The sequence below is a fragment of the Microbacterium sp. NPDC088619 genome, from assembly GCF_044752825.1.
Taxonomy (GTDB): domain Bacteria; phylum Actinomycetota; class Actinomycetes; order Actinomycetales; family Microbacteriaceae; genus Microbacterium.
Map to the genome: position 1 here is coordinate 808,575 of NZ_JBIVLZ010000002.1, position 24,115 is coordinate 832,689.

Consider the following 24,115-nt stretch of genomic DNA (forward strand, 5'->3'; position numbering starts at 1 on the left):
CAAGCGTCCCGACTCGGCCTGAAGCACCTTCAGTCCAGCGCGGACATCACGTGCTTGATGCGCGTGTAGTCATCGAAGCCGTACTGCGAGAGGTCCTTGCCGTAGCCCGAGTGCTTGAACCCGCCGTGCGGCATGTCGGAGACGAACGGGATGTGCGTGTTGATCCACACGCACCCGAAGTCGAGATCCCGCGAGAAGCGCATCGCTCTGGCATGGTCGGTGGTCCACACCGATGACGCGAGCGCGTAGGGCACGTCGTTCGCCATCTCGAGCGCCTGCTCCTCGGTGTCGAACGACTGCACAGTCAGCACGGGGCCGAAGATCTCGCCCTGCACGGCCTCGTCGTCCTGGTGCAGGCCCGAGACGATGGTCGCCTCGAAGAAGTAGCCCGTCTCGCCCTGACGCGCGCCGCCGGTCTCGATCGTGGCGTGCGCGGGCAGACGGTCGACGAAGCCCTGCACCTGGGCGAGCTGGGCCGCACTGCTGAGCGGGCCGTAGAGCACTCCCTCTTCGTGCGGGGCGCCCGTGCGGGCATCCGTCTTCGCCTTCTCGACCAGCGCTGCGACGAACTCGTCGTGCACCGATGAGTGAACGAGCACGCGGGTCGCGGCCGTGCAGTCCTGCCCGGCGTTGAAGAATGCTCCGGTGACGATGCCGGATGCCGCCTTGTCGAGGTTCGCGTCGGGGAAGACGATCGCCGGCGCCTTGCCGCCGAGCTCGAGGTGCACGCGCTTGACGTCGTTCGCCGCCGACCGGGCCACTGCCATGCCGGCACGGACGGATCCCGTGATCGCGACCATCTGCGGGGTCGGATGCTCGACCAGAGCCACCCCGGTGTCGCGGTCGCCGAGCACGACATTGAGCGTGCCGGCGGGAGTGTGCAGCGCGACGATCTCGGCGAGCAGCAGCGTGGTCAGCGGCGTCGACTCCGCAGGCTTCAGCACGACCGTGTTGCCCGCGGCGAGCGCGGGGGCGATCTTCCACACCGCCATGTTGAGCGGATAGTTCCAGGGCGTGACCTGTCCGATCACGCCGATCGGCTCGCGGCGCACGAACGAGGTGTGTCCGGCGAGGTACTCCCCCGCCGCGCGCCCTTCGAGGCTGCGGGCGGCACCGGCGAAGAAGCGCAGCTGGTCGATCGACTGCAGGATCTCGTCGGTCACGAGGCTCGCGCGCGGCTTGCCGGTGTCCTTCGACTCGAGGTCGGCGAACTCCTCGGCGCGCGCCTGCATCTCGTCGGCGATGCGGAAGAGCGCCAGCTGCCGGTCGGCCGGCGTCGTGTCACGCCAGATCGGGAACGCGGCGGATGCGGCGGCGTACGCGGCATCGACATCAGAGGTGTCGGAGACGGGCAGCTCTCCGTAGGTCTCCTCGGTCACGGGGTCGATCAGCGGCATCCGCCCCTGCCCGCTCACGGGACCGTACTGCCCGCCGATGAAGTTCTGAAGGAGTTCTGTGGCCATGACGGCCATGTTAGCGATCAGATTGCGAATACAGAAGACTCATCTGAATCAAACGATGGAATCAGTTGCTTCGGCAGGTTGATCCTGTCAATATCGACACATGAGCGCCACAGCGAAGCAGCCCGTACTCGACGACATCTCGAAGCGGATCGTCGAGCTCCTGCAGGAGGACGGACGCCGGCCCTATGCCGAGATCGGCCGGGAGGTGGGGCTGAGCGAGGCGGCGGCGCGTCAGCGCGTGCAGCGGATGACCGAGGCGGGCATCATCCAGATCGTCGCGGTGACCGACCCGATGCAGCTCGGCTTCAACCGCATGTCGATGATCGGCATCCGCGTGACGGGCGATCCGAGGCTCATCGCCGAGGAGCTGACGAAGATCACCGAGCTCGCCTACGTCGTCGTCACGCTCGGCACCTTCGACATCCTCGTCGAGGCCGTGTGCGAGAGCGACAGCCATCTGCTCGACCTGATCGCGACCCGCATCCGCACGATCCCGGGCATCACTCACACCGAGAGCCTGCTCTACGCCGAGCTCTACAAAGACCTCTACAACTGGGGCACGCGCTGAGGCGCGGGTCCGGAAACCAGGAGCACATCATGGGAACCACGGTCTTCGAACGTCGCCGCCCCGCGGATGCCGTGATCGACGCCTCGCTGCGCGACACGGCTCTCAGCGTGTTCTGGCTCGATGACGTCGAGCGCGTCTCGCATCCCGCCCTCACTGGGAGCATCACGGCCGACCTCGCCATCGTCGGCGGCGGCTATGCGGGCCTCTGGACCGCCGTCCGCGCAAAGGAGCGCGACCCCGAGCGTCGCGTCGTGCTGCTGGAGGCATCCCGCATCGCGTGGGCGGCATCCGGCCGCAATGGCGGGTTCTGCGAGGCGAGCCTCACGCACGGGCACGAGAACGGCCTCACCCGCTGGCCCGACGAGATCGATCGCCTCGAAGAGCTGGGGATCGAGAACCTCGACGGCATCGAAGAGACCGTGAAGAGGTACGACATGGACGTCGACTTCGAACGCACCGGCCAGCTCGCCGTCGCCGTCGAGCCGCACCAGGTGGAGTGGCTGCGCGAGGAGGAGGGCTTCCTCGACCGCGAGGCCGTGCAGGCCGAGGTGCACTCCGACACGTTCCTCGCCGGGGCGTGGGAACGCGACGCGTGCGCCCTCGTGCACCCCGCGAAGCTCGGCCTCGAACTGGCCCGTGTCGCGGTCGAGCTCGGGGTCGAGATCTACGAGCACTCGCTCGTGCGCGAGGTGATCGGCGACGGATCGAGTGCGATCACGCTCGTCACCCGGAATGGCGGGCAGGTCAGAGCGGATGCCGTGGCGCTCGCAACCAACGTCTTCCCCTCGCTGCTCAAGCGCAACCGCCTGATGACGGTGCCTGTGTACGACTACGTGCTGATGACCGAGCCGCTGACCGACGAGCAGCTCACCTCGATCGGATGGTCGAACAGGCAGGGTCTCGCCGACAGCGCGAACCAGTTCCACTACTACCGGCTCACGGCCGACAACCGCATCCTCTTCGGCGGCTACGACGCGGTCTACCACTTCGGCGGCAAGGTGCGCCCCGAATACGAGGACCGCGCCGGGAGCCACCGCAAGCTCGCCTCGCACTTCTTCACGACTTTCCCGCAGCTCGAGGGCCTGCGGTTCACCCACCGCTGGGCAGGGGCGATCGACTCTTCGAGCCGCTTCTGCGCGTTCTTCGGCACCGCACGCAAGGGGCGCGTGACGTACGCGACCGGGTTCACGGGCCTCGGTGTCGGCGCCGCCCGCTTCGCCGCCGACGTAATGCTCGACAAGCTCTCGGGCGAGCCGACCGAGCGCACCGAGCTCGCCATGGTGCGCGAGAAGCCGATCCCGTTCCCGCCCGAGCCGGCCGCCTCGATCGGCGTCAATCTCGTGCGAGCCGCGATGAACCGGGCCGATCACAACGAGGGCAAGCGCAACCTGTTCCTCAAGACGCTGGATGCCGTCGGCATGGGCTTCGACTCGTGAGCGAGCTCGCTGCGGGAACCGGGGTGGATGCCGCGGCACTGCCGCTCGTGCACGAACCGCTGCCTGCGGATGACGTGGTCATCGGTCGCCCGACGACGGCGGTGCATGCGTTGGCGACGCTCGGTGAGGTCGAGGTCGGCATCTGGGAGATGACGCCGGGCACGGCATCCGATGTCGAGGTCGACGAGGTCTTCGTCGTGCTCTCAGGTCACGCCCGCATCGAGTTCGTCGAGCCGACGCTGCCCGCGATCGAGGTCGACGCGGGCTCGGTCGTGCGCCTGCCCGAAGGACAGCGCACTGTGTGGACGGTCACCGAGACGCTGCGCAAGGTCTACATCGCCTGACGCGCGTCAGGCGCGCGCGGGTGCTGCCGCCGTCGCTGCGACGGTCGGCTTCTCATCGGCGCCCTTGATCACCCAGTACACGACGGCGACCGCGAGGATGCCGATCACCGGGCTCAGGAACGCGGCCCAGGCCGTGCCGAGCGGGGCGAACCCGACCGCGAACACCGAGACATCCCAGAGGCCGTGCAAGGCCATCGCCCAGATGAGCGACCCGGTCACCCGCCGCACGATGTAGAAGCAGGTGCCCGACATCGCGGCGAGCACCACCTGTCCGAGGGTGGGCCCGACGGGGGCGCCGAGCGCGGCATTGATGATGTGCATCCCGCCGAAGAGCAGGGAGGTGAGCAGCCACACCCACACCTCGGAGAGGCGTGAGCGGAGGGCCGTGAGCAGGAGTCCTCGTGACATCAGCTCTTCGCAGAATCCGACGGCGAGCCCGAGGGCGAGCAGCGACAGCAGGAACGACGCGTCGAACTTCGACCAGTCGGTGTTGAACAGGTTCGCGACAGCGACGACGAGCATGATCGCGGGCACGAAGATCGGCCACTTGTGGTGCGAGCGCGTGCGCTCGAACAGCGCCGACTTCCACCACCCCAGAAGCCACGTGGTGATGGCGAGCAGCACCGCCCCGACCGCGAGATCGAGCACAGCCCCGCGCCAGGTGAACTCGGCGGAGGTGCCGATCTCGGTGTACGCCACCCCGCTCAGTTTCGACACGACGAAGATGACCGCCACGTAGCCGACGTAGATCGCCAGGCCGATCCAGACCCGAGGGGTGACGCGCATGTGCTGGTGCCTTTCCATCGGCGAGCGAGTTCCGATCACCCAACATATCGGTCTGCGACAGCGCGGCGAGCACCCGATCGAGTGCACCTGCTGGTGGGCTGCTCTACCCGAAATGCAGAGATCGGTCAGGGACCGTACGTCCTGGACGTTCAGTCGTCACGTGAACACCTCGTGATTAGGCTCGGCGAGACGTCGTGACGCAGCAGTCCACCCAGGGAGTCCCGAAGAGTCGACGGGTCTCAGAATCGGGCGGAGAATCCACCGTCGGTGTGGAGCAGTTGACCGCTGATCCATCGGCCTTCGTCGGAGAGGAGGAACGCGGTGATGGCTGCGATGTCCTGGGGGGTGCCAGCTCGGCCAAGGGGGTGGTACGAGGTCAGGGTTTCGCGTGTTTCGCCATCCATCCACCCGGTATCGATCGGGCCTGGATTGACGACGTTGGCGGAGATTCCGAGGGAGCCCAGTTCTCGGGCCGACGAGATAACCAGTCTGTCGAGTGCACCTTTCGAAGCGCCGTAGGGAAGATTGCCGGTCGTGTGGTCGCTCGTGAACGCGACGACCGCTCCGCCGGTTTCATCGACTTGGCGGGCGAACGCCGCGATCAGAAGTAGGGCCGCTCGAGCGTTCACTGAGACGTGTCGATCAAAGCTCTCGGCGGTGGTGTCGAGGATGCCTGATTGCACATCGTGGGCATGGCTGAGCACAAGGGCCGACAGAGTGCCTCGTTCCCGTGAGACTCGCTCGACCAACGCGCCCGGTGCTTCTGCGTCGGCCAGATCGCACGGATAGTCCCCCGCATTGAGGTCACTGGTGACCACGTCCCACCCGTCTGCGCGTAGCCGGGGAACTATGCCGGCGGCGATGCTGTTGGCTCGAGCAGCTCCAGTGACAAGTGCAACAGGCATGATTCGACCGTAGCTCACGCAGTCCGCGGGTGACGAGTGCCGCCAAGAACGATCGCTTCGGGCGTTGATACATGCCGTGAGTCGCGAGCGGATCAATCAACACGCCTGCCTTCGCGAGCTGTGGGAGGAGACCGGCTTAGCCGTACGCACTGCGCACGTTGGCCTTTAGTCCCCGAACACGCTGCCGTAAACGATCACTATAGGCGTAGCGCAACCCGCAAGCCCTAGAGCAATCCAGAGACATGCGCCGTATCGGGGTTTTGGTGAGGATTCGGTGGGGGCGAACCCAGCTATTGCTTGGCCATGGCTACTCGGAACCGCTGTTCCGGCGAGATCAGATGGTCGACGTTCTCGGCTGCGGTGTCGATGTCGAGCTGTACCCATGTGACGGCGCCGCTGAACACGTTGCCGCCACCCATTCCGTACTCCTCGGTCACGGCTGCGCCGGCGTCGGAGCCGACCTCTGTCGTCTCGTCCATCGAGAAGATTCCCCAGTGCGTCCGCTCGACGCGGCCCGCGCCGACCTGCTCGCCGTCGAGGTAGAGGGTGACATCGCCGCCCTTTCCGATACCACCGCCGTCGTACTCGAATTCCATGCGGACCTGGTGTTCGCCGGCGGGGATCTTGACCTCCGATCCGACATAGTACATGCGGGCCCCGGTGAAGTTGTACGCGTATCGGAGCGAGCCCTCGAGAGCGTAGAGGCTCCAGCCGCCCATGTTGCCGCCTTGGGCGATGATGACACCGGATGCTCCGGCCTCGGGCACCGTGATGGAGGCCGTGACGGCGTGCGACTTGTTCTTGATGTTCATCACGACGTTCTCTTGCAGTCGGTGCATCCCCCCGTAGAGGAGCTGGCTGCTTCCGTTGACCGCTGACGGTCGTCCGGCGAGTTCGGAGTTGAAGCGCTCCGCGAACCGTGGCTCCAGCGGGAGGACGTTGTATTTTGTGGCTTCGATGAGGAACAGTCTCTGGAGCTCGGCGAGCTTTTCGGGCATCTCGGCGGCGAGATCGTGCGACTGCGTCCAGTCCGTGTTCGTGTCGTACAGCTCCCACACATCAGCGTCGATATCTTCGCTGCGGCCGCTGAATTCCCAGGGGGTGGCGTGCTTGGTTACCGCTGTCCAGCCCTGATGGTAGATACCGCGGTTGCACATCATCTCGAAGTACTGAGTCTCGTGCCTGTCCGCTGCGGCGGGATCGTCGAAGCTGTAGGCCATGCTCACCCCGTGCAACGGCTCCTGCTGCACGCCGTTCACCGACGTCGGAAACGGCAATCCTGCCGCTTCGAGAACGGTGGGGGCGAGGTCGATCACGTGATGGAACTGCGAGCGCACCTCGCCAGCAGCCTGGATTCGAGACGGCCAGTGCACGATCGTGCCGTTGCGAGTGCCGCCGAAATGAGAGGCCACCTGCTTGGTCCATTGGTACGGGGTGTCCATCGCGTGCGCCCAGCCCACCGCATAGTGGTTGTAGGCCCGCGGGGTACCCAGGTCATCGATTCGGTCGATGAGCCACTCCGAGGTCGCGAGGTCGGGCGCTTCGGAGACCATGACCTCGTTCGTCGTGCCTAGCAGCGTGCCTTCGGCGGAAGCACCATTGTCACCGATGATGTAATACACCAGGGTGTCTTCGAGGATCCCCATGTCTTCGAGAGCGTCGATGACCCGGCCCACGTGGTGGTCGGCGTACTCGAGGAATGCAGCGTAGACCTCCATCTCGCGCGCCAAGACCGGCTTGAGCTCCTCTGGTTGGGAGTCCCACGTGGGGATCTCAGAGGGACGCTCGGTCAGCACCGCATCAGCCGGGATGACACCGAGATCCTTCTGCCGCGTGAAGCTCTCCTCGCGCAGAGCGTCCCAGCCCTGATCGAACTTTCCCTTGTACTTCTCGACCCACTCCTGTGGGACGTGATGCGGAGCGTGGGTCGCGCCGGGTGCCAGATAGGTGAAGAAGGGCTTGTCCGGGGCCATGGACTTCTGCTGCTTCATCCAGTTGATGGTGTGATCGGCCAGGTCAGCCATCAGGTGGTAGCCCTCCTCCGGAGTCCCCCATGGCTCGACGGCCGCGGTCCCTTCATAGAGCGCGGGATACCACTGGTTGTTCTCTCCACCGATGAACCCATAGAAGTACTCGAATCCGCCGCCGGGGTGCGGCCAGTGGTCGAACGGGCCGATCGGGCTGGACTCGAAGACGGGGACTTCGTGGCACTTCCCGATCTGCGCGGTGGAGTATCCGTTCAGGCGCAGTATCTCGGCGAGCGGTGCACACGTGTTCGGGCGAAGCGAGTTATAGCCGGGGGCGGATGTCGCCATCTCAGTGATGGCTCCCATGCCGACGCTGTGATGGTTCCGGCCGGAGAGCATCGCCGCCCGAGTGGGCGAGCACAGCGCAGTGGTGTGGAACCGGTTGTACTTCAGGCCGGAGGCCGCGAGTCTCTCCGCCGTCGGGGTCGCGCACGGCCCACCGAACGCACTCGACGCGCCGAAGCCCACGTCATCGAGCAGGATCACAAGGACATTCGGTGCGCCAGCCGGGGGCCGCAGCGGCGTGATCGGCGGGAACTTCGTCGCCGGATCCGTCGTGACGTATGTCGTGAGGCCCACATGCTTCGCATCCGGGATCGGCAGAACCTGACGCTGAATCTCAACCACGACCTTCTCCTCACGAGCCGGCACCCCGCCCGAATATGCGAGGCGTGGGTTTCACGCTACGGGGAAAGGCCGTGTTGTCGATGCCTTCGTCCTCCGACATCACCCTGCCAGGGTGAGGCGCAGAGCAACGAACGTCTGCATCAGCGATGGGCTCCCGCGCGCATGACTCAGCCGAGCGTGGAGAGGCGTTCGCCGACGATCAGGACGGCGAGGGTGGTCGAGAGTGGGAACCGGTCTGTCAGTATGACGTCATGTCTGGGACGCACAAGCTCGCTCATGCACTCGCCGCACTCTCCGTGGCGGCTGCGGCGCTGGCCGGGTGCACCGTCATAGAACCGGCGGCAGTTCAGACGTCCCACGCATCCGCGCCGACGGATGTCGCTGACCCAGTGACCGATGCTGCGCCGACGCCGACGCCGGCGTCGACCGAGCCGGAAACCTGCTCCGGCATGTCTGAGGTCTACGGCACCACCGGCAGTCTGTATTTGGAGCGGCAGGGGACTCTCCGGGACCTCGGCGCACGTGAGTTCGCGCGGGGCGAGGTGACATTCGATGAGGACGGCACCCCGTTGACCTATACGGTCGAGCCCGGCGACGTCCAGGCTGTGATCGCTGAACGGCTCTGCGCGTACCCGACCCTCGACTCGATGAACCACGTGCGCGTGATCCAGCCGGGGCAGGTGCTCTGGCTCACACCCGACCCCGAGAGCCCCTGGGTGCCGTACTACAGCCCGAATGACGCGCCTGCGGGGTTCCAGCAGATTCCTTACCAGCAGGCAATCGAGTCCGCGGGCAGGGCAGTCGACGCCGGCGACGTGGACACCGTGCGCGCCATCTGGAACGACACCCTCAAGGGCATGTTCGTGACCCAGGAGACCATCGACGCCGTCCAGAAGGTCGTCGACTCGGGCGACCTCGACGCGCTTCGCCAGCTCTTCTCCTGACGCTGGTCATGGTGCAGCACGCGTCAGCCGGCGGCGGCTAGGCGTCGGGCTGACGCGCCTTCACGTGCCAGTATGGGGCCGTGCGGATCGTCGGCAGTGCCTTCCTGGCCATCGCAGCGACGCTCATCGGACTTTTCGGCAACCTCATGCTCGGCGTAGCCGGCCTCACCCTGGCAGGTTCGGGCCTCAACTGGGCAGGGCCGGGTGTCACGGTCATCGAATACTCCGATTCGGATGATGCCGAGCGAGCGATCGGCATCGGGATGGGAGTCATCGCGCTTGTGGCCTGGCTGATCCTGCTGCTGTCTGCCGTGCTTGTGGGGTTGCGCGGCGACCGCCCGACGCGCGAGCGGCGTGCCACGGTATGGAGCGTCGTGGGACTCAGCACGGTCCTCGTGCTGGGGACCTTGATAGCAGTGCTGGCTACGCCGCCTACTCTCGGCTAGCACCCGATCGACGAGGCTGAAGCCTGCCGACAACGAACACCCCGACACCGATGACGGCGATACCCAGCGCGGTCACCATCGCTGTGGCGTCGTTCGGCAGCATGGCGCACCCTACGGACGTGTCCTCGTAGGGACAGCTTCTCCAGGGCTGGAAGAAGAACAGTATTGCTGTCGCGGCGCCCAACAGCGCCACTGAAGCACCGACGAATGCCGTCAATCTCGATGCGCGTTGAGTCACGGCTTCAAAGTAACTCAGCTGTCGCGCTGGACGCCTGAACATCTTCGGCGGAGCGAAGCATCTGCCTCCAGTGACGGGAGCGGCGGCCTGCCGAAAACGATCGTTCTCGGCGAAGTTCCGGGCGGAGCCATCTGAGGCCTACCGAAAACGGTGGTCAGCGGCCCACCGGCAGGTCACGTCGACGGTGGCTAGGTTGGGATGATGTCGAACGATGCGAAAGCTCGCACGCTGTGGACTGATCTCCCGGCTGATCTGGTGGCCAAGGTGTCGGACATCCTCGGCGGACCGGTCGTCGCAGCGATGAGTCAGACGGCGGGATTCTCGCCGGGTAGCGCCGATCGGGTCGTAGCGGCGAATGGACGCCGAGCGTTCGTCAAGGCTGTGCACCGGAGCCGAAACGCTGATGCATACGACCTGCACCGCCGCGAGATCGGAGTCATGCGGGTGATTCCTCCGCAGGTACGAGCTCCTGCGCTTCTTGGGTCGTTCGTCACCCGGGACTGGGCGGCTCTCATCCTCGAGGATGTGGAGGGTCGTCATCCAGGAGGCGCTCTGGATGGCACCGACGTTCAGGCCGTCTTGGATGCTTTCTCAACATTTCCCCGTCTCACCGGGAAGGCGGTAGCGACCTTACCCGCGGCTGCTGAGGAGTTTGTCGCTGAGCGTGACAGTTGGAGCGTCCTCGATAGAGACAGAGTGCCGCTGCCGTCTTGGGCTCAGGACTTCGGCTCTCGCCTTCGCACCGAAGGAGAACGCGTGTGCGACGTCGTGCAAGGCGACTACCTGCTTCACCTGGATGGCCGAGCAGACAACGTCCTGATCGGTGAAACCGGTCTCGCATGGGTGATCGACTGGCCCTGGGCAGGAGTCGGGGCGCGTTGGATCGACGGCCTGCTCTACCTATTGGACGCCCGTTTCCGTGCCGAACGCCTAGATTCAGAGCTGGTGCTACTCACCCACCCGCTGTTCGAGGGCGTCAGCACCGGAGACATCGATAGCGTGCTTGCCGCGGTCACAGGCCGGTACTTCGACAAAGCACGGTTACCCTCCCCGCCAAGCATGCCGACGTTGCGAGAGTTCCAACGCCGCGAAGCTCTCGCCGGAATGGATTGGCTCAGAGAACGCTGGTCCTAAGGGCGGAAGCGGGCGGCCAACCGCACACCGTGGGAGCTGCCGAAAACGATCGTTTTCGGCGCGGTCCTGACGTGGGGCCCGAACCGACTGCCGCAAACGCTCGCCATAACCGCCAAACGGCAAGGGTTTCCGGCTGGGGCTTGGGGCCTCATACCTAGACGGCGAGGATTGTCGCTACTGCCTCAGCGACAGTCGATCGATGAATGTCGAACCGTGCGCTCCCGACAGGGACGGACGCGTCCGGCGGAGCAATCCAGGCTGTTTGCAGGCCGGCCGCCAGTCCGCCCATAACGTCGTGCTCAAGGCTGTCGCCGACCATCCAACCTTCGAGCGCACAACCGAGGCGCTGTGCCAAGACCTCGAATATCTGGGGGTCCGGTTTGCGGATTCCTGCTTCTCCGGAAACGACCCATCCGTCGACCAGTTCTGCGAGGCCGGTCGACCGGATCTTGCCTTCTTGGTTATCCGCCATCCCATTGCTCGCGATGCCGATGCGCCAACCAGCAGCCCGAAGTTCGGCGAGCGCTTCTTTATCTTCGGGCGAGCAGCGCACGAGCTGCGGCATCCTCGCCCTATAGACCGCCCAGATCTCGGCTCCGGATGACGCTACGGCCCATTCATTGACAATGCGGTCGAAGACCACGCCCTTGGATCCCCGCTCGCTCAGGGCTGCAGCGATGAGATCGGTAGCTTCGGTCGGTAGGTCCCGCTGTTCGACAAACTCTTCGGTCCACAAACGTGCAGCGCTCGACTGGTCGACGAGTGTTCCGTCTAGGTCGAACGCAGCAAGGGGCACGCCGCGAGCTTAGCTAATGAGTCATCTCCGCGGATTCCGTCATGTCGGCCTGCCGATAACGATCGTTTTTGGCGAACGCTGCGGCGCGAAGAACTCCATGGGCAACACGCCGCCCAGCGGTCCGCCGGAACCCCCTGCCGAAACCTGATCCACCGAAACTTCGGCATGAGCGTTTTCGGCAGGGCACGGCGGCTGAGCCAACAACTGCTTCCGTCTTGTGACGCCCGACGCCAGAGCGTCGCCAACACGGCATCCCTCACCGGAGCGCCCGCACCGAGCCGTACGCATCGGCGACGTCACGTGTCGGCCGGTCGTAGACTCGCACGATCCCGGCATCCCCCTCGTGCCTCGTCCATCCCGGATCGCCCGTGCTGATGAACGCGACCGCAGCGCCGTGCAGTTCGTCGGCGAGTTCCTGCGGCGGATTCGGCCCGGCCAGCGCCTCCATGGACGGCCCGTCGAGGCAGTCGAAGAAGAAGGGCACGTCGAGGCAGTGCTCGGCGAAGCCGAAGTGCCCTGACGGCCACGAGAAGCGGTAGAGCCAGGTGGGCGCGTCGCCACGGACGGCGGCGATGCGGGGAACGGCACTGCGGAACATGCGGTCGGTGAGCACCCGTCCCGCGAGGCGCGCCTTGCCGAGGCGAGCGACGTCGGCATTCGCTGCAAGGTATTCGGCCCGGATGCTCTTGGGCAACCCGAGCCGGGTCAGCAGCACTCCCTGCGGCACCCATCGCAGCGCCTTCGCCGCACTGCCGGTGAACGCCATCGTGAATTCGTCGTCTGCGGCACCGATCACGAGAGGCTTGTCGGCACCGACTCCGGCTCGCAGCGATTCAGGGGTCGGACGAGTGAGAAGGTCGCCGTCGATCGCGGGGCCGAGCGGCAGGCCCTCGTCGATCATGGCGGTCATCGACGACGGCCCGAGCTGGGTCGCCTTCTTCTGCAGCGCGAGCAGACGGTCCTCGCTCACGGTCGACAGACCGGCCACGGTGGGCTCGACGCCCGCCGTCGCGGCGAGCGCTCGCCCGAACGCCTCGGCCCGCGACGTCGATACATCGCCGAGAGCTCCCGAGATCGCATAGACCCCGTGGAACAGATGCTGGGCCGCCTCCATGCCGAGCAGAGTGAGCACGGCTCCTCCGCCGGCGGACTGTCCGGCGATCGTCACGTGCCCGGGGTCTCCTCCGAAGGCGGCGATGTTCTGCTGCACCCATTCGAGTGCGAGCAGCCAGTCGCGCACACCACGGTTCGACGGGGCATCCGCTATCCAGCCGAAGCCGTCGAACCCGAGGCGATAGGAGATCGACACGGTGACGACGCCGTCGCGGTTGAAGTTGCGACCGTCGTACCAGGGGCTCGCCGGGGAGCCTGCGAAGTACCCGCCGCCGTGGATCCACACCAGCACAGGCATGCCGGATGCCGTGGGGTCGGGCGTGAAGACGTTGACGTTCAGCGTCGACTCGCCCTCGACGCTCGGCTCGGGAATCAGCGTCACACCGGGATCGCCCCGCTGCGCGGTGGCGGCGAACTCGAGCGCATCGCGCACGCCCTCCCACGGCGCCTTCGGCACCGGCGCCTGGAACCGCAGGTCACCGATCGGCGCCTCTGCGAACGGGATGCCGAGAAAGGCCGCCGACCGCGGGGCCCCTCGCCCTCCCGTGGTCGGGCGCCAGCGCCCTCGGACCCGCCCTGCGGCGGTCTGCGCCTCGACGTACTCGGTCATGACTCTCACACTCTCACGCCGAGACTCTCTCCCGCCGAACGGCAGCCCGGGATGCGTCCCGTCGGCCGATCCTCGTCCCGCATCTTCCCGTCACGGATCCCGCCAGTCGCCTAGTGTCGACGTCATGGTCCACCCCCGCGTCTACTTCTCCGCGATCCAGAACGAGGCCGAGTTCCTTGCCGACTACGAACCATCGCTCGCGACATGGGCGGACGAGGATGGATCGACCCTGCTGATGCGGGCTGTGCGCAACGCCGATCCCGCCAGCCGAGTCGCGATCGCCACGCGACTGCTCGACGACGGTGCTGATGCCGGCGCGGCGACCGAGAGCCATGTGAACGCGTTGCACGTGTTGCTGAGCGCGACGACCCACGACTTCATCGCTGAAGCAGCTCTGCTCGCCCGCCTGCTCGATGAAGGCGCGGACATCAATGCCGACAGCGGCAGTCGGTGGGGCACGCCGCTGCAGACACTCTGCCGCACGCTCAAGTTCTCCGACGAGACTCTCGCTCCGTTCTACGACGTCCTGTTCGCCCGTCCCGAACTCGATGTGACCACCCCGAGCAGCGTGGGACGCAGCGTCACCGAGAGCGCCCAAGCCGCCATCAGACGCCGCGCCGACCTGCTCGCGCGTTGCCACGCGCACACGAACGAGCACGGATCGCGCTGACGCCTGTGCGCGCCGGCAGTGACACTCTCGCAAGAAATGCGAAGGACACTTGTTCCGGCGGATCCTCGAGTCGCCGGAACAAGTCGAGGTCACGACGTGGGCCTCGGAGCCGAATCCACGATCGACATCTGGAACGTTTGGATGCTGTCGGGTAAGCCGTCGGGCACGATCTCATTTGGATGACGCGCCGGGTCGATGACGGAGACGAGCATGCCCGTGTGCGTATTGACGACGAACTGCTGCGTCGCTTCAGCGTTGGAGCGTTGGATCGTTGCGAGCTCGCCGTCCTCCGCGACGAGAGTGAATTCCGGTAGCCGCGAAAGGGCGCCCAGTAGTGCAGCTCGCAGATCTGCCGGGGGCAGGTTCTGGTACAGCGCATTCAGAATCGCCAGACCCGCGTATCCGTCGGGCGTCTGCGCTTCAAACCATGTCAGCAACGCGTCTGGATCTCGGGGCATCTCGTCGTACTGATCGCGGTACATATCGATCGGTTGGGACACATCGCCGTATGTTCGGACACCCGCCGGGTAAGCCTGAACTGAATCCTCGTTCGTACTTGGCTCAGCAAGGACTCGCTCCAAGAAGTCCTCGCCTTCCGGGCCGTACACACCGGTGACTTCGTCGGCCCGGGTTTCCACGATCCAATCCTGAGTCCGGTCAGCCGGCACATACACGACTTCGACCGTATGCCGCCGGAAGGCTCCTGTTTCGGCTGGTTCGCCCGTGGAGGTTCCATCGGTGGTGATCTGATCCATGGTCGTCTCCACCCGCAGGTACTGTCCCGGCGCCAGTTGTGCGTCGACGGCGTTCACCTGCGCCAGCGCAGCCTCGGATGCTTTCTCCAAAGCCTCGGCAGCGGAGGCACTTGTGACCCCCGAGGGAGCCACGACGCTGCCTGCGACGATGGAGAGAACTGCGAAGGTCCCCAGCGCGGCAGCACCGAGGCCGCCAAGCCCGAGCCCGAGGCGGAGACCCAGACGGCGCCTAACTCGCACCGGACGTGGCTGCGCCAGTTCGATTTCCATCTCCAAAGCCCTGCGCGCCACGGTCAGATGCTCGGCTTCCACGCTTGCCTCGTCTGAGCGGATCTCTCGAACATCATCCAACAACCGCATCGGTCTCCTCCTTCGCCATCCACGTCACTCGTGCCGCACCTTTTGAGCCCGGAGGTGCGAGCTTTCGTCGAACTCTGCTCAGCCTCGACCGGACGGTTCCGATAGGGATCTGCAGCGCGTCCGCGATCTGTTCATAGCTGAGGTCGCCCCAGGCGTAGAGCAGCAGCACATCGCGTTCCCTCTGCGAGAGCGCCGCAATCCTGGGCCCAAGATCGCGCACCGCGGATGACGCATCCAGGCGCGCGTCCGACCGATCTTCATGCGAAGCCATGGACCGCGTCGGCTCGGATGCGCTCGCGCGCCACTCGCGTTCCTCGGCACGTCGATGCCGGTGCATCACACGCGTGGCGATGCCTAGCAACCAAGGCCGTGCCGATTCTGCTTCCGAATCGAAGGACGCACGCTTGCGGAACGCCACGAGGAACGTCTCGCTCAGAACGTCATCGACGGCATCGAGTCCGATCCGACGGCGCGTATAGCCGCCGATTGCCGCTGCGTGACGCTCGAAGATCTGCGCAAACAGTGCAGGCTCGGCGATCGAGCGAGTGATGATGTCGCGGTCGTTGTTCACACTATGTATTCCTCCGTGGGAGCATCTCGGTTCCACATTGCACGAAAATCCTTCGGAGACGACGTTTCGACCCGTCAGTTTCGGTCGCGCATGGGCAGGACGAAGAAGCGGCCCTCCGAGGACGGTCGCGTGCGGCGTGGTTCAGGTGCGGGCAGACACGGGCTCTCAGATGCGATCATCGCCCCCGACGGCAGGCCATTCAGGCACGCGGATGCTGGTCGGTCGGTTCAACTCGAGGTCATCGATCAACTCGCGAGCTGGCCGCGCGGATGTCAGTGATGATGCGTTCGGTGATCTGCGCGAGAGGTTCGTCGGGGCCGATTCGGCCCTCCTCGACGAACTCGAGTGGCTGCCAGCCGTCATACCACTCCCGCATCTTGTCGGCGGTGAAAGCATGGCGCAGCTCCCGTGTTTCGTGACGCCTGACTGTCTCATCGAAGCCGACGTCGAACTGGTAGATGCGCGTGACGCCTCGGCGGTCTCTCCAGAACTGTTCCAATCGACCGGCATAGTCGCGGAGATTGAAGATTCCATCAAGGATGACGTCGTACCCGAGATCGAGCGATTGCCGAGCGGCAGCGTCGATGAGTACTGCTGCGTCGGCGGAGCGGGACTCTTTCTCACCACCAGCCAGCAGTTCACGCCGAAAGTAATCCTGATGGATCACTGCAGTCTTGAGACCGAGAAAGGGTCGCAGCGCAGCGGCGGTTGTCGTTTTGCCTGACCCCGAGTCACCGCGCAGCACGATGAGGCGAGTGCTCGCTGATCCGATGGCTGCCACACCCCCAGTCTCACACCCTGCACGGATCGCGTTACGTCGCAGATGTTCACGCCGAAGCGACGTCTCCGCATGATCGGGTTGCATCCCTGACGCTGCCGCTATCAGCCCACGCAATCCGAACGGCAAGGGGGCCGAAAGCTACTCTCCCCACCGCGCCACACCACTGCGCGCGGCTTCTGCGTCGGGTATCGGGTCTTCTCGCGACCTGTCGTCGGCACGATCGCGTGCCACCAGACGTCCGTGGGCAGCTTGCTCGGGCGTGACGAGACCCGGCATCAGGTGACGACGCGCACCTGCAGCCAGCTCGGCGAGCGTGACCGTGACGACGGGCGCCTCAGACCCCCAGGGCGAGACGGATGCCGGTCCCGATCTGCGCCATCAGATATGGCGCGAGGTGGCCGGCCGGGTAGGTGTCGACGAACTCGCGTGTGACCGGACCGATCTGGCTGACGTTCGCCACCGAGTCGCGATCGAGCCCAGACGCTGCGGCCGGCACCAGCACGTTGCCGGGAAACCCCTCAAGAGCGGTGTTCGAGGTCAGCGGCACGACGAGGACGGTGTTGATGTTCGTATCGAGCAGCCAGTCCTCTTGCACCACGACGGACGGACGCACTTTCGCCGGTTCCGAGCCTCGCGGAATCCCGAAGTCGACCCAGACGATGTCGCCTCTGCGGATCACCAGTCGGTGCTCTCGCGCAGCCGCTGCTCATTGCCACGCACGAACAACTCATCGTCTGCATCGGTCTCGGTCTGAGCCAAGATCTGGTTCGCGATACGGGTCAGGTCCGAAGAGCCTTCCAACTCATCCGCGAGTCGTCGCCCGGCAAGCTGGAAGAACTCCGACCGGTTCATGCCGTGTCGCGCAGCCACGCGTTCGAAACGAGCGAAGTCGCCGTCGGGTACTGAGATCGCCGTCTTCATGGGAAGAGTATAACTGGTCATACTGCGAGAGTAGTCAGGGCATCCGACGTTCGCGGGTGCGTCGAAGGAGGCCCTACTCCCCGACGCGGGTCGCCACGGCGTGCGGCATCCGCTCGGTCATCACGCGCACCGCCTCGGGGTTGTCATCGACGAGCACCGCGTCACGGCCGAGTGCCGAGGCGACGGCGCCGGTCGTGCCGCTGCCGGCGAAGAGGTCGAGCACGCGGTCACCCGGGCGGCTGGACGCGCGCACGATGCGCCGCAGGATCCCCTCGGGTTTCTGCGTCGGGTATCCGGTCTTCTCTCGCCCGGTCGTCGGCACGATCGTGTGCCACCAGACGTCGGTGGGCAGCTTGCCGCGCGCAGCTTTCTCAGGCGTGACGAGGCCGGGCGCCATGTAGGGCTCGCGGTCGATGTCATCGGAGTTGAACACGTACTCGCGCGGGTTCTTGACGTACACGAGGATCGTGTCGTGCTTGGTGGGCCAGCGGCTGCGCGACTTCGCACCGTAGTCGTACGCCCAGATGAGCTCGTTGAGGAAGCAGTCGCGGCCGAACACCGCGTCGAGCATGACCTTGGCGTAGTGCGCCTCGCGGTAGTCGAGGTGCAGATACAGAGTGCCGTCGTCGGCGAGCAGTCGCCACGCCTCCTCGAGCCGCGGCATCAGGAAGGCACCGTAGTCGTCGAAGCGATCGTCGTAAGTACGCAGCATCCCGCGCACCCGCTCATAGGCGTGGCCGTGGAACCCGTGCCGAACCTCGGAGTGCGCCGCCACCGGTTCGGCAGTCAGCACGGCCGGATCGATCCCGGCCTCCGACCCGCGGGACTCCGGGGCGGCGACGACGTCGGCATCCGATTCATCCTGAGTCGTGAACGTGCGCCGGGCCGTGACCACCTGCCGCTCCTGCGTGCGACCGGTGTTGAACGGCGGATCGAGGTAGACGAGCGTGAAGGATGCAGAGGGCAGCGTCGCGGCGACCGCGAGATTGTCACCCTGGATGATCGAGACGTCGCCGCGGACGACGGGAGCGGCATCGACGGGACCGGGATCGACGGGGGCGGGATCCGCCGGAGCAGGCTCCCGCGGAGGCGCAGGCGAGGGGTCGGTCACGGAACCCGATGCAGCCACGTGTCCGTGGCGAACTTCGACTCGACCAGCGCCTCGGCATCCGCGTACTCGTCGGCGCTGATCGCGCCGTCTTCCGCCGAGGTGAGCGAGCGAAACGTGTCCTTGAACCGCTCGATGATCTCGGCCCGCGAGAGTCCGGTCTGGCTGCGCAGCGGATCGACCCGCTTCGCAGCCGAGGTGGTTCCCTTGTCGCTGAGCTTCTCGCGACCGATGCGCAGCACCTCGGTCATCATCTGACCGTCGATGTCGTACGACAGGGTCGCGTGGTGCAGCACTCCCCCGTTGGCGAGGCGCTTCTGCGCGGCTCCGCCGATCTTGCCCGACGAGCTGGCGATGTCGTTGAGGGGCTGATAGATCGCGTCGATGCCGAGCGAGCGCAGGGCCTGCAGCACCCAGTCGTCGAGGAAGGCATAGGAGTCGGCGAAGGTCATGCCCTGCACGAGCGACGCCGGCACGTAGAGCGAGTAGGTGATGATCTGCCCCGCCGCCATGAGCATCGCGCCACCGCCCGAGATGCGGCGCACGACGTCGAAGCCGTGGCGGGCAGCACCTTCGGGGTCGACCTCGTTGCGGTACGACTGGAATGAGCCGATGACGACGGCCGACTGGTCCCACTCCCAGATGCGCAGCGTCGGACGACGGCGACCCTCACCGACCCGAGAGGTGAGCACCTCATCGAGCGCGAGGTTCATGCGCGGCGAGACCGCCTTCTCGTGCACGATCTCCCAGTCGAAGTCGTTCCATCCCGGTGCCGTGACGAGTGCTCGACGCACGGCCGTGCCGACCGCTTCGGGAGTGAACCCGAGCAGCTGTGCGCCGTCGGGCAGAGCGCCGCGCACTGCAGCGGCGATGGCCGTGGCATCCGTCTCGACCGGCAGACCGGTGACCGCCCGGTCGATGTCATCGAGTGCGGTGTCGGGTTCGAGGAAGAAGTCGCCGGCGAGCCGGAAGCGGGCGATCCTGCCGTCTTCGACCTCGAGGTCGACGACGACGAGCTTTCCTCCTGGAACCTTGAATTCACCGTGCACGGTTACAGCTTAAGGCGAGCCCGTCGCTCAGGCGCAGTGCGCCGCGGATTCAGCGCCCCAGCACGACCGCCCTCTCGCCGGCGCGGATCGGCGCCGAGAAGCGGTTGCCCGCCGGCGGCAGAGGACAGACGAACTGGTCGGAGAAGGCGCACGGAGGCAGGTATGCCCGGTTGAAGTCGATGATCGCCGACCCGTCGGATGCAGGCTCCTCGATCGGCAGGAAGCGGAACCGGTAGGTCTCGGTGCCGTTGGTTCCGTCGGCGAAGACCGCGCTGAGCCCACCTTGCGGGCTGCGGGTGACGGCGAGCGTCACCGCGACCCCGTCGAGCGTGAATCGCAGCCGGCCGGCCAGGTCGGACTCGTGCGAGCGACCGTCGATCGAGGTCACGGTGATCGTCTCTCCCGGCGTCGGCTCGAACACCGCGGCGATCTGCCACCCCTTCCGCGGCGGGTACGCGTCGATCGCGCTGAACCGTTCCCGCTCCGGCCGTCTCGGGTTGAACACCCGCAGAGCCACTTCGCCTCGCCTGTCGAACACGCGCAGCTCGCGGTGCCCGAGCCGCAGAGTCTCGCGGCCCCTCAGCGTGACGACAGAACCGGCTGTGCCGAGATCGCTGCCGCGGATGCCCCCGTCTCCCGTGAGCGCCCAGAGTCCGGGGACCCCCTCGACCGCAGCGGGTTCGGTGATGAGCCAGTTCGTCGACTCGAGCGCGGCCGGGCCGTAGTCGGCGCCGGCATAGCGCTCTCGCGAGTCATGCCATGCACGCCACTCGTCTTCGAAACCCACCCCGCACCTGCCTCTCGCCGCGAATCTATGCGGAAGAGTGGCCGGTATGCCGGTGGTGCGTCATTCGCATTCACCCGCTGTAACACGGGTTCACGGGGCGTAACACGCCGACGCGCGTAACACGGCGACGCCGAGGAATGCCCGCGCTCAGCGCGGAGGTATGCGGGTGTCGAGCCACGACAGGATGTCGGCCCTGACCTCGTCCTGCTGCCGCTCGTTGAAGATCTCGTGACGCGCATCGGGGTAGACCAGCGTCGTGATGTCGGTGAGCCCTGATCGCGTGCGGTACTCGTCGGCGAGCTTGTGCACGCTGCGCGGGCCGCCGACCGGGTCGTCGCGGCCGACGAGCAGCAGCAGCGGGATGTCGCGGCCGAGGTCCTTGCGCGGTCGTCCGTAGAGCTTCGCCGCCTCGACGGGTCCGAACAGCTTCAGCAGCGGGACGTCGGTGGTGAGCGGATCCTCGTCGAACGAGGTCCACACCGCAGGGTCTCGACTCAGCCATTCGAGACCGGTGGCATCGTCGGCCGCCCAGCGGGCGTTGAGCGGAGCGGCGTTGAGCGACCCGGGCGTGCGCAGCGCCGACCCCGAGAGGATCACCGCATCCCAGGCTTCGGGGTGGTCGTTCACGAGCATCTGCGCGAGGAACGAGCCCCACGAGTGGCCGAGGAGCACGAGCGGCAGGTCGGGGTTCTCGTCCTTGATGATGCCGGTGAGCTGCCAGACCGCCGCCTGAGCCGCGCGCAGGCCGCCCTTCCCGAGGCGGCCGAGCTTGGCAGGGCCCCCGTGCTGACGGATGCCGGTGCGGCCGTGCCCACGGTGATCGTCGGCGTAGACGATGAATCCGGCCTCGGTGAGCGCGGCGATCAGTGCGCCGTAGCGACCGGCATGCTCGCCCACTCCGTGCAGCAGCTGCACCACACCCCGCGCATCGCCCACCGCCGGGTGCACGTCGTAGACGATGGCGATGCCGTCGGCATCCGTGAATTCACGCGTATCGGTCACGCCCCCACCCTACTGAGAGTGCATGACATGCGTCAGGCCGAACGCCCGACGCGCCTCAGCCCGAGACTGCGGCGATGACGCCCTGGGCGATCTCGAGGTCGGTGACCTCGTATCCGCCGACGCCGTCGGAGGCCGATCCCATGCGCACGCCGCCGTCTTCGTGCACCATGCGCTTCGCGGAGAAGTGCAGGGCGTCGACGCCGGCGGCGATCAGGTCGGCCGCACTGGCGGCGTCCACTCCGCTGCCCGCCATGATCTCGATCTCTCCGGCTGCCTCGGCGACGAGCGCGCGCAGTGTGTCGATGCCGTCGATCGCGACCGAGGCGCCGCCCGAGGTGAGCACCCGGCGCAGGCCGAGATCGCGGGCGGCAACGAGCGTCGCGACGGGGTCGGGGGTCACGTCGATCGCTCGGTGCAGGGTGACGGATGCGCCGTCTGCGGCGTCGCGCAGTCGCCGCATGGCGGGGATGTCGAGCAGTCCGTCGTCATCCAGGGCACCGATCACGACACCGTCGGCGCCCGCCTCGATCGCACGGCGGACGTCGCTCTCGGCGATCATGATCTCGTCGGCGGTGTAGCGGAAGCCGCCGGCCCTGGGGCGGACGAGCACGTGCACCTCGACGCCCACGGCTCGCGCTGCATCGATCGACAGGTCGAGGGTCGCCGGCGACGGGGTGAGGCCGCCGAGAGCGAGCGCCTGAGCCAATTCGACGCGCGCTGCGCCGATGGTCCCGGCGATGCGCACTCCGGTGGGGTCCTGCACGGCGAGCTCGAAGGCAACGGGTCGGGTCATGCGTCCATTCTGGCCTGTCGGCGGTGGCCCGCCGGACGCGCGCTTCCCATCGCGCCCACAATTACTTAGACTGTCTAAGTAATGTCTGCGACCGATGATTCCCTCCACCTCACCGCGACAGACCTGCGCATGGCGACGTTCCGACTCGCACGGCGCCTCCGCTCGGCCCGCGCCGTCGACGCGATGAGCGACGCGCAGCTCGCGGTGCTGGCGACGCTGCGCATGCACGGCCGCCGCACGATCACGGCCCTCGCCGATCGCGAGCGGGTCACCGCACCCTCGATGACGAACATGATCAACGGGCTCGAAGAGCAGGGGTTCGTGCTCCGCACTCCGGATGCCGAAGATCGCCGTCGCGTGCAGGTCGACATCACCGAGGCGGGCACCGAGATCGTCGCGCAGACCATCCGTCGGCGAGACGAGCTGCTGGCCGAGATGCTCGGCGAACTCGACTTCACCGAGGAGGAGCTGACGACGCTGCGAGAGGCGAGCGCCCTGATGCGGAAGGTGGTCGACCGATGAGCGCGATGTTCCGTTCGTTCTCGAACATCAACTACCGCATCTGGTTCGCCGGGGCCCTGGTCTCGAACATCGGCGGGTGGATGCAGGCGACCGCCCAGGACTGGGTCGTGCTCACCGAGCTCACCGACAACGACGCCGCCGCCATGGGATTCACGATGGCGCTGCAGTTCGGTCCGCCCCTGGTGCTCGTCAGCCTCACCGGATGGGTCGCCGACCGCTTCGAACGGCGCCGGATCCTGCTCGCCACCCAATCCGCCCTGCTGCTTCTCGCGATAGCGGTCGGCGTGCTGCTGCTGAACGGCGTGATGACCCTGCCGATGATGTTCTGCTTCGCCGCGGTATTCGGTGTCGTCAACGCCTTCGACGCACCCGCGCGGCAGGCGTTCGTCTCGGACATGGTCTCGGCCGGCGACACGTCGAACGCGGTCGCCCTCAACTCGGCATCCTTCAACCTGGCCCGCATGATCGGGCCGGCCGTCGGCGGACTGCTGATCGTCGCGATCGGCTCGGGGTGGGTCTTCATCGCGAACGCGGTGACCTTCCTGGCGATGCTCGTCGCGCTGATGCTGCTGCGCACCGGCCAACTCGCACCCCGGCTGAAGAACCGCCGTCCCGGCGGGCTCGCCGAAGGATTCCGCTACGTGTGGGGACGCAGCGATCTGCGCGTGGTGTTCGTGACGGTGTTCCTGATCGGCGCGTTCGGCATGAACTTCCCGATCTTCGCCTCGACCATGGCGATCGAGTTCGGGGCGGGAGCCGACGGCTACGGCGTGCTGAGCTCGGTGCTCGCGATCGGCTCGCTCGCCGGGGCGCTGCTGGCAGCCAGACGCGACCGCGCTCGCGTGCGCGTCGTCATCTTCGCGGCGGGCGGGTTCGGAATCGCGGCCTTCATCTCGGCATCCATGCCGACCTATCTGACCTACGCGATCACACTGACGTTCACCGGCTTCATGATCGTGACGCTGCTCACGACCGCCAACGGCTACGTGCAGATGACCACGGCCCCGGCGCTGCGTGGACGCGTGCTCGCGCTGTACATGGCGGTGATCATGGGCTCGACTCCGGTCGGCGCCCCGATCGCCGGATGGGTGGCCGACACATTCGGCCCGCGCATGGCGATCATGCTCGGTGGCACCGCAGGCTTCGTGGCCTGCGCGATCGGTGCGATCTGGGTCTTCACCTCGGGCCGACTGCACCGCTCGGAAGACAGCCGGTTCCTGATGACGCTCGACGAGACGCGCCCCGTGAACGTCGTCGACCAGGCCGACATCCTCGAGAAGGCGGACCCGGTCGAGTTCAGCGACGAGGCGGCCGTCACGACGCCGATCCGCACGTCGAAGAAGGACTGACCCGAGTTCG

Annotated in this window: 25 protein-coding genes and 1 pseudogene; 9 read left to right on the plus strand and 17 right to left on the minus strand. The window is 66.4% G+C overall.

Annotation, left to right across the window (positions count from 1 at the left end; all coding sequences use genetic code 11):
• Nucleotides 1-29: 29 nt before the first annotated feature.
• Nucleotides 30-1,463: a gamma-aminobutyraldehyde dehydrogenase gene (locus ACIP5T_RS18490; protein WP_400866815.1), complete on the minus strand. Its 1,434-nt coding sequence runs from the start codon at nt 1,461-1,463 to the stop codon at nt 30-32.
• A 100-nt stretch (nt 1,464-1,563) separates the two neighbouring features.
• Between ACIP5T_RS18490 and ACIP5T_RS18495 the strand changes: the two genes are divergently transcribed.
• From ACIP5T_RS18495 to ACIP5T_RS18505, 3 genes are read left to right on the plus strand one after another with little or no spacing between them, the layout of a single operon-like run.
• On the plus strand, nt 1,564-2,031 hold the full coding sequence (locus ACIP5T_RS18495) for an Lrp/AsnC family transcriptional regulator (protein WP_400866818.1): 468 nt from the start codon (nt 1,564-1,566) through the stop codon (nt 2,029-2,031).
• A 29-nt stretch (nt 2,032-2,060) separates the two neighbouring features.
• Nucleotides 2,061-3,467: an NAD(P)/FAD-dependent oxidoreductase gene (locus ACIP5T_RS18500; protein ID WP_400866821.1), complete on the plus strand. Its 1,407-nt coding sequence runs from the start codon at nt 2,061-2,063 to the stop codon at nt 3,465-3,467.
• On the plus strand, nt 3,464-3,811 hold the full coding sequence (locus tag ACIP5T_RS18505) for a cupin domain-containing protein (RefSeq protein ID WP_400866824.1): 348 nt from the start codon (nt 3,464-3,466) through the stop codon (nt 3,809-3,811). The genes ACIP5T_RS18500 and ACIP5T_RS18505 overlap by 4 nt, the downstream gene beginning before the upstream one ends.
• 6 nt (nt 3,812-3,817) lie before the next feature.
• Here the strand turns inward: ACIP5T_RS18505 and ACIP5T_RS18510 are convergent, their stop codons facing one another.
• The 3 genes from ACIP5T_RS18510 to ACIP5T_RS18520 all read right to left on the minus strand — a co-directional run bounded on the left by ACIP5T_RS18510 (nt 3,818) and on the right by ACIP5T_RS18520 (nt 8,156).
• Nucleotides 3,818-4,597, minus strand: coding sequence for a lysostaphin resistance A-like protein (locus ACIP5T_RS18510; RefSeq protein WP_400866827.1), 780 nt, complete (start codon nt 4,595-4,597; stop codon nt 3,818-3,820).
• A gap of 239 nt (nt 4,598-4,836) precedes the next feature.
• Entirely contained in the window at nt 4,837-5,502 is a 666-nt protein-coding gene (locus tag ACIP5T_RS18515) for an SDR family oxidoreductase (RefSeq protein ID WP_400866830.1), read from the minus strand.
• Between the two features lie 290 nt (nt 5,503-5,792).
• The gene (locus tag ACIP5T_RS18520; RefSeq protein WP_400866833.1) at nt 5,793-8,156 is read right to left on the minus strand and encodes an arylsulfatase; all 2,364 of its coding nucleotides are present in this window, start codon (nt 8,154-8,156) and stop codon (nt 5,793-5,795) included.
• 449 nt (nt 8,157-8,605) lie between these two features.
• On the opposite strand from ACIP5T_RS18520, the gene ACIP5T_RS18525 reads away from it, so the two are divergent.
• The 3 genes from ACIP5T_RS18525 to ACIP5T_RS18535 all read left to right on the plus strand — a co-directional run bounded on the left by ACIP5T_RS18525 (nt 8,606) and on the right by ACIP5T_RS18535 (nt 10,918).
• Nucleotides 8,606-9,100: a hypothetical protein gene (locus ACIP5T_RS18525; RefSeq protein ID WP_400866835.1), complete on the plus strand. Its 495-nt coding sequence runs from the start codon at nt 8,606-8,608 to the stop codon at nt 9,098-9,100.
• Between the two features lie 80 nt (nt 9,101-9,180).
• Entirely contained in the window at nt 9,181-9,546 is a 366-nt protein-coding gene (locus ACIP5T_RS18530; RefSeq protein ID WP_400866838.1) for a hypothetical protein, read from the plus strand.
• Between the two features lie 439 nt (nt 9,547-9,985).
• Entirely contained in the window at nt 9,986-10,918 is a 933-nt protein-coding gene (locus tag ACIP5T_RS18535; RefSeq protein WP_400866841.1) for a hypothetical protein, read from the plus strand.
• A gap of 154 nt (nt 10,919-11,072) precedes the next feature.
• Here the strand turns inward: ACIP5T_RS18535 and ACIP5T_RS18540 are convergent, their stop codons facing one another.
• Both ACIP5T_RS18540 and ACIP5T_RS18545 read right to left on the minus strand, forming a co-directional pair.
• Nucleotides 11,073-11,714, minus strand: coding sequence for an HAD family hydrolase (locus tag ACIP5T_RS18540; RefSeq protein WP_400866844.1), 642 nt, complete (start codon nt 11,712-11,714; stop codon nt 11,073-11,075).
• A 256-nt stretch (nt 11,715-11,970) separates the two neighbouring features.
• Complete coding sequence (locus ACIP5T_RS18545; RefSeq protein ID WP_400866847.1) at nt 11,971-13,437, minus strand: carboxylesterase/lipase family protein; 1,467 nt, start codon at nt 13,435-13,437, stop codon at nt 11,971-11,973.
• A 124-nt stretch (nt 13,438-13,561) separates the two neighbouring features.
• Between ACIP5T_RS18545 and ACIP5T_RS18550 the strand changes: the two genes are divergently transcribed.
• A complete protein-coding gene (locus ACIP5T_RS18550) occupies nt 13,562-14,107 on the plus strand; it encodes a hypothetical protein (protein WP_400866850.1) in 546 nt (181 codons plus the stop codon).
• An 89-nt stretch (nt 14,108-14,196) separates the two neighbouring features.
• Here the strand turns inward: ACIP5T_RS18550 and ACIP5T_RS18555 are convergent, their stop codons facing one another.
• The 11 genes and pseudogenes from ACIP5T_RS18555 to ACIP5T_RS18605 form a co-directional block, all read right to left on the minus strand.
• Nucleotides 14,197-15,222, minus strand: a complete 1,026-nt coding sequence (locus ACIP5T_RS18555) for a hypothetical protein (RefSeq protein WP_400866853.1) — start codon at nt 15,220-15,222, stop codon at nt 14,197-14,199.
• Nucleotides 15,206-15,793 (minus strand): RNA polymerase sigma factor, encoded by a 588-nt coding sequence (locus ACIP5T_RS18560; RefSeq protein WP_400866856.1) that lies wholly within the window; start codon nt 15,791-15,793, stop codon nt 15,206-15,208. The genes ACIP5T_RS18555 and ACIP5T_RS18560 overlap by 17 nt, the downstream gene beginning before the upstream one ends.
• A 238-nt stretch (nt 15,794-16,031) precedes the next feature.
• Nucleotides 16,032-16,574: an AAA family ATPase gene (locus tag ACIP5T_RS18565; RefSeq protein WP_400866858.1), complete on the minus strand. Its 543-nt coding sequence runs from the start codon at nt 16,572-16,574 to the stop codon at nt 16,032-16,034.
• 128 nt (nt 16,575-16,702) lie between these two features.
• Nucleotides 16,703-16,856 (minus strand): annotated as a pseudogene (locus tag ACIP5T_RS18570) (site-specific DNA-methyltransferase); the annotation flags it as partial.
• A gap of 52 nt (nt 16,857-16,908) precedes the next feature.
• A complete protein-coding gene (locus ACIP5T_RS18575) occupies nt 16,909-17,253 on the minus strand; it encodes a type II toxin-antitoxin system PemK/MazF family toxin (protein WP_400866861.1) in 345 nt (114 codons plus the stop codon).
• Nucleotides 17,250-17,495: a CopG family transcriptional regulator gene (locus tag ACIP5T_RS18580; RefSeq protein ID WP_400866864.1), complete on the minus strand. Its 246-nt coding sequence runs from the start codon at nt 17,493-17,495 to the stop codon at nt 17,250-17,252. Before ACIP5T_RS18580 ends, ACIP5T_RS18575 begins: the two co-directional genes overlap by 4 nt.
• Before the next feature lie 73 nt (nt 17,496-17,568).
• Complete coding sequence (locus tag ACIP5T_RS18585) at nt 17,569-18,498, minus strand: DNA-methyltransferase (RefSeq protein WP_400867018.1); 930 nt, start codon at nt 18,496-18,498, stop codon at nt 17,569-17,571.
• A 104-nt stretch (nt 18,499-18,602) separates the two neighbouring features.
• Nucleotides 18,603-19,652, minus strand: a complete 1,050-nt coding sequence (locus tag ACIP5T_RS18590; protein ID WP_400866867.1) for a biotin/lipoate A/B protein ligase family protein — start codon at nt 19,650-19,652, stop codon at nt 18,603-18,605.
• 49 nt (nt 19,653-19,701) lie between these two features.
• Nucleotides 19,702-20,439 carry a DUF1684 domain-containing protein gene (locus ACIP5T_RS18595; protein WP_400866869.1) on the minus strand — a complete coding sequence of 246 codons (738 nt, stop codon included), beginning with the start codon at nt 20,437-20,439 and terminating at the stop codon, nt 19,702-19,704.
• A 147-nt stretch (nt 20,440-20,586) separates the two neighbouring features.
• Nucleotides 20,587-21,441: an alpha/beta fold hydrolase gene (locus ACIP5T_RS18600; RefSeq protein WP_400866872.1), complete on the minus strand. Its 855-nt coding sequence runs from the start codon at nt 21,439-21,441 to the stop codon at nt 20,587-20,589.
• 55 nt (nt 21,442-21,496) lie between these two features.
• The gene (locus ACIP5T_RS18605; protein WP_400866875.1) at nt 21,497-22,234 is read right to left on the minus strand and encodes a copper homeostasis protein CutC; all 738 of its coding nucleotides are present in this window, start codon (nt 22,232-22,234) and stop codon (nt 21,497-21,499) included.
• 81 nt (nt 22,235-22,315) lie between these two features.
• Between ACIP5T_RS18605 and ACIP5T_RS18610 the strand changes: the two genes are divergently transcribed.
• Entirely contained in the window at nt 22,316-22,756 is a 441-nt protein-coding gene (locus tag ACIP5T_RS18610) for a MarR family winged helix-turn-helix transcriptional regulator (RefSeq protein ID WP_400866878.1), read from the plus strand.
• Between the two features lie 5 nt (nt 22,757-22,761).
• Nucleotides 22,762-24,105, plus strand: a complete 1,344-nt coding sequence (locus ACIP5T_RS18615) for an MFS transporter (protein WP_400867021.1) — start codon at nt 22,762-22,764, stop codon at nt 24,103-24,105.
• The last annotated feature ends 10 nt before the right edge of the window (nt 24,106-24,115 follow it).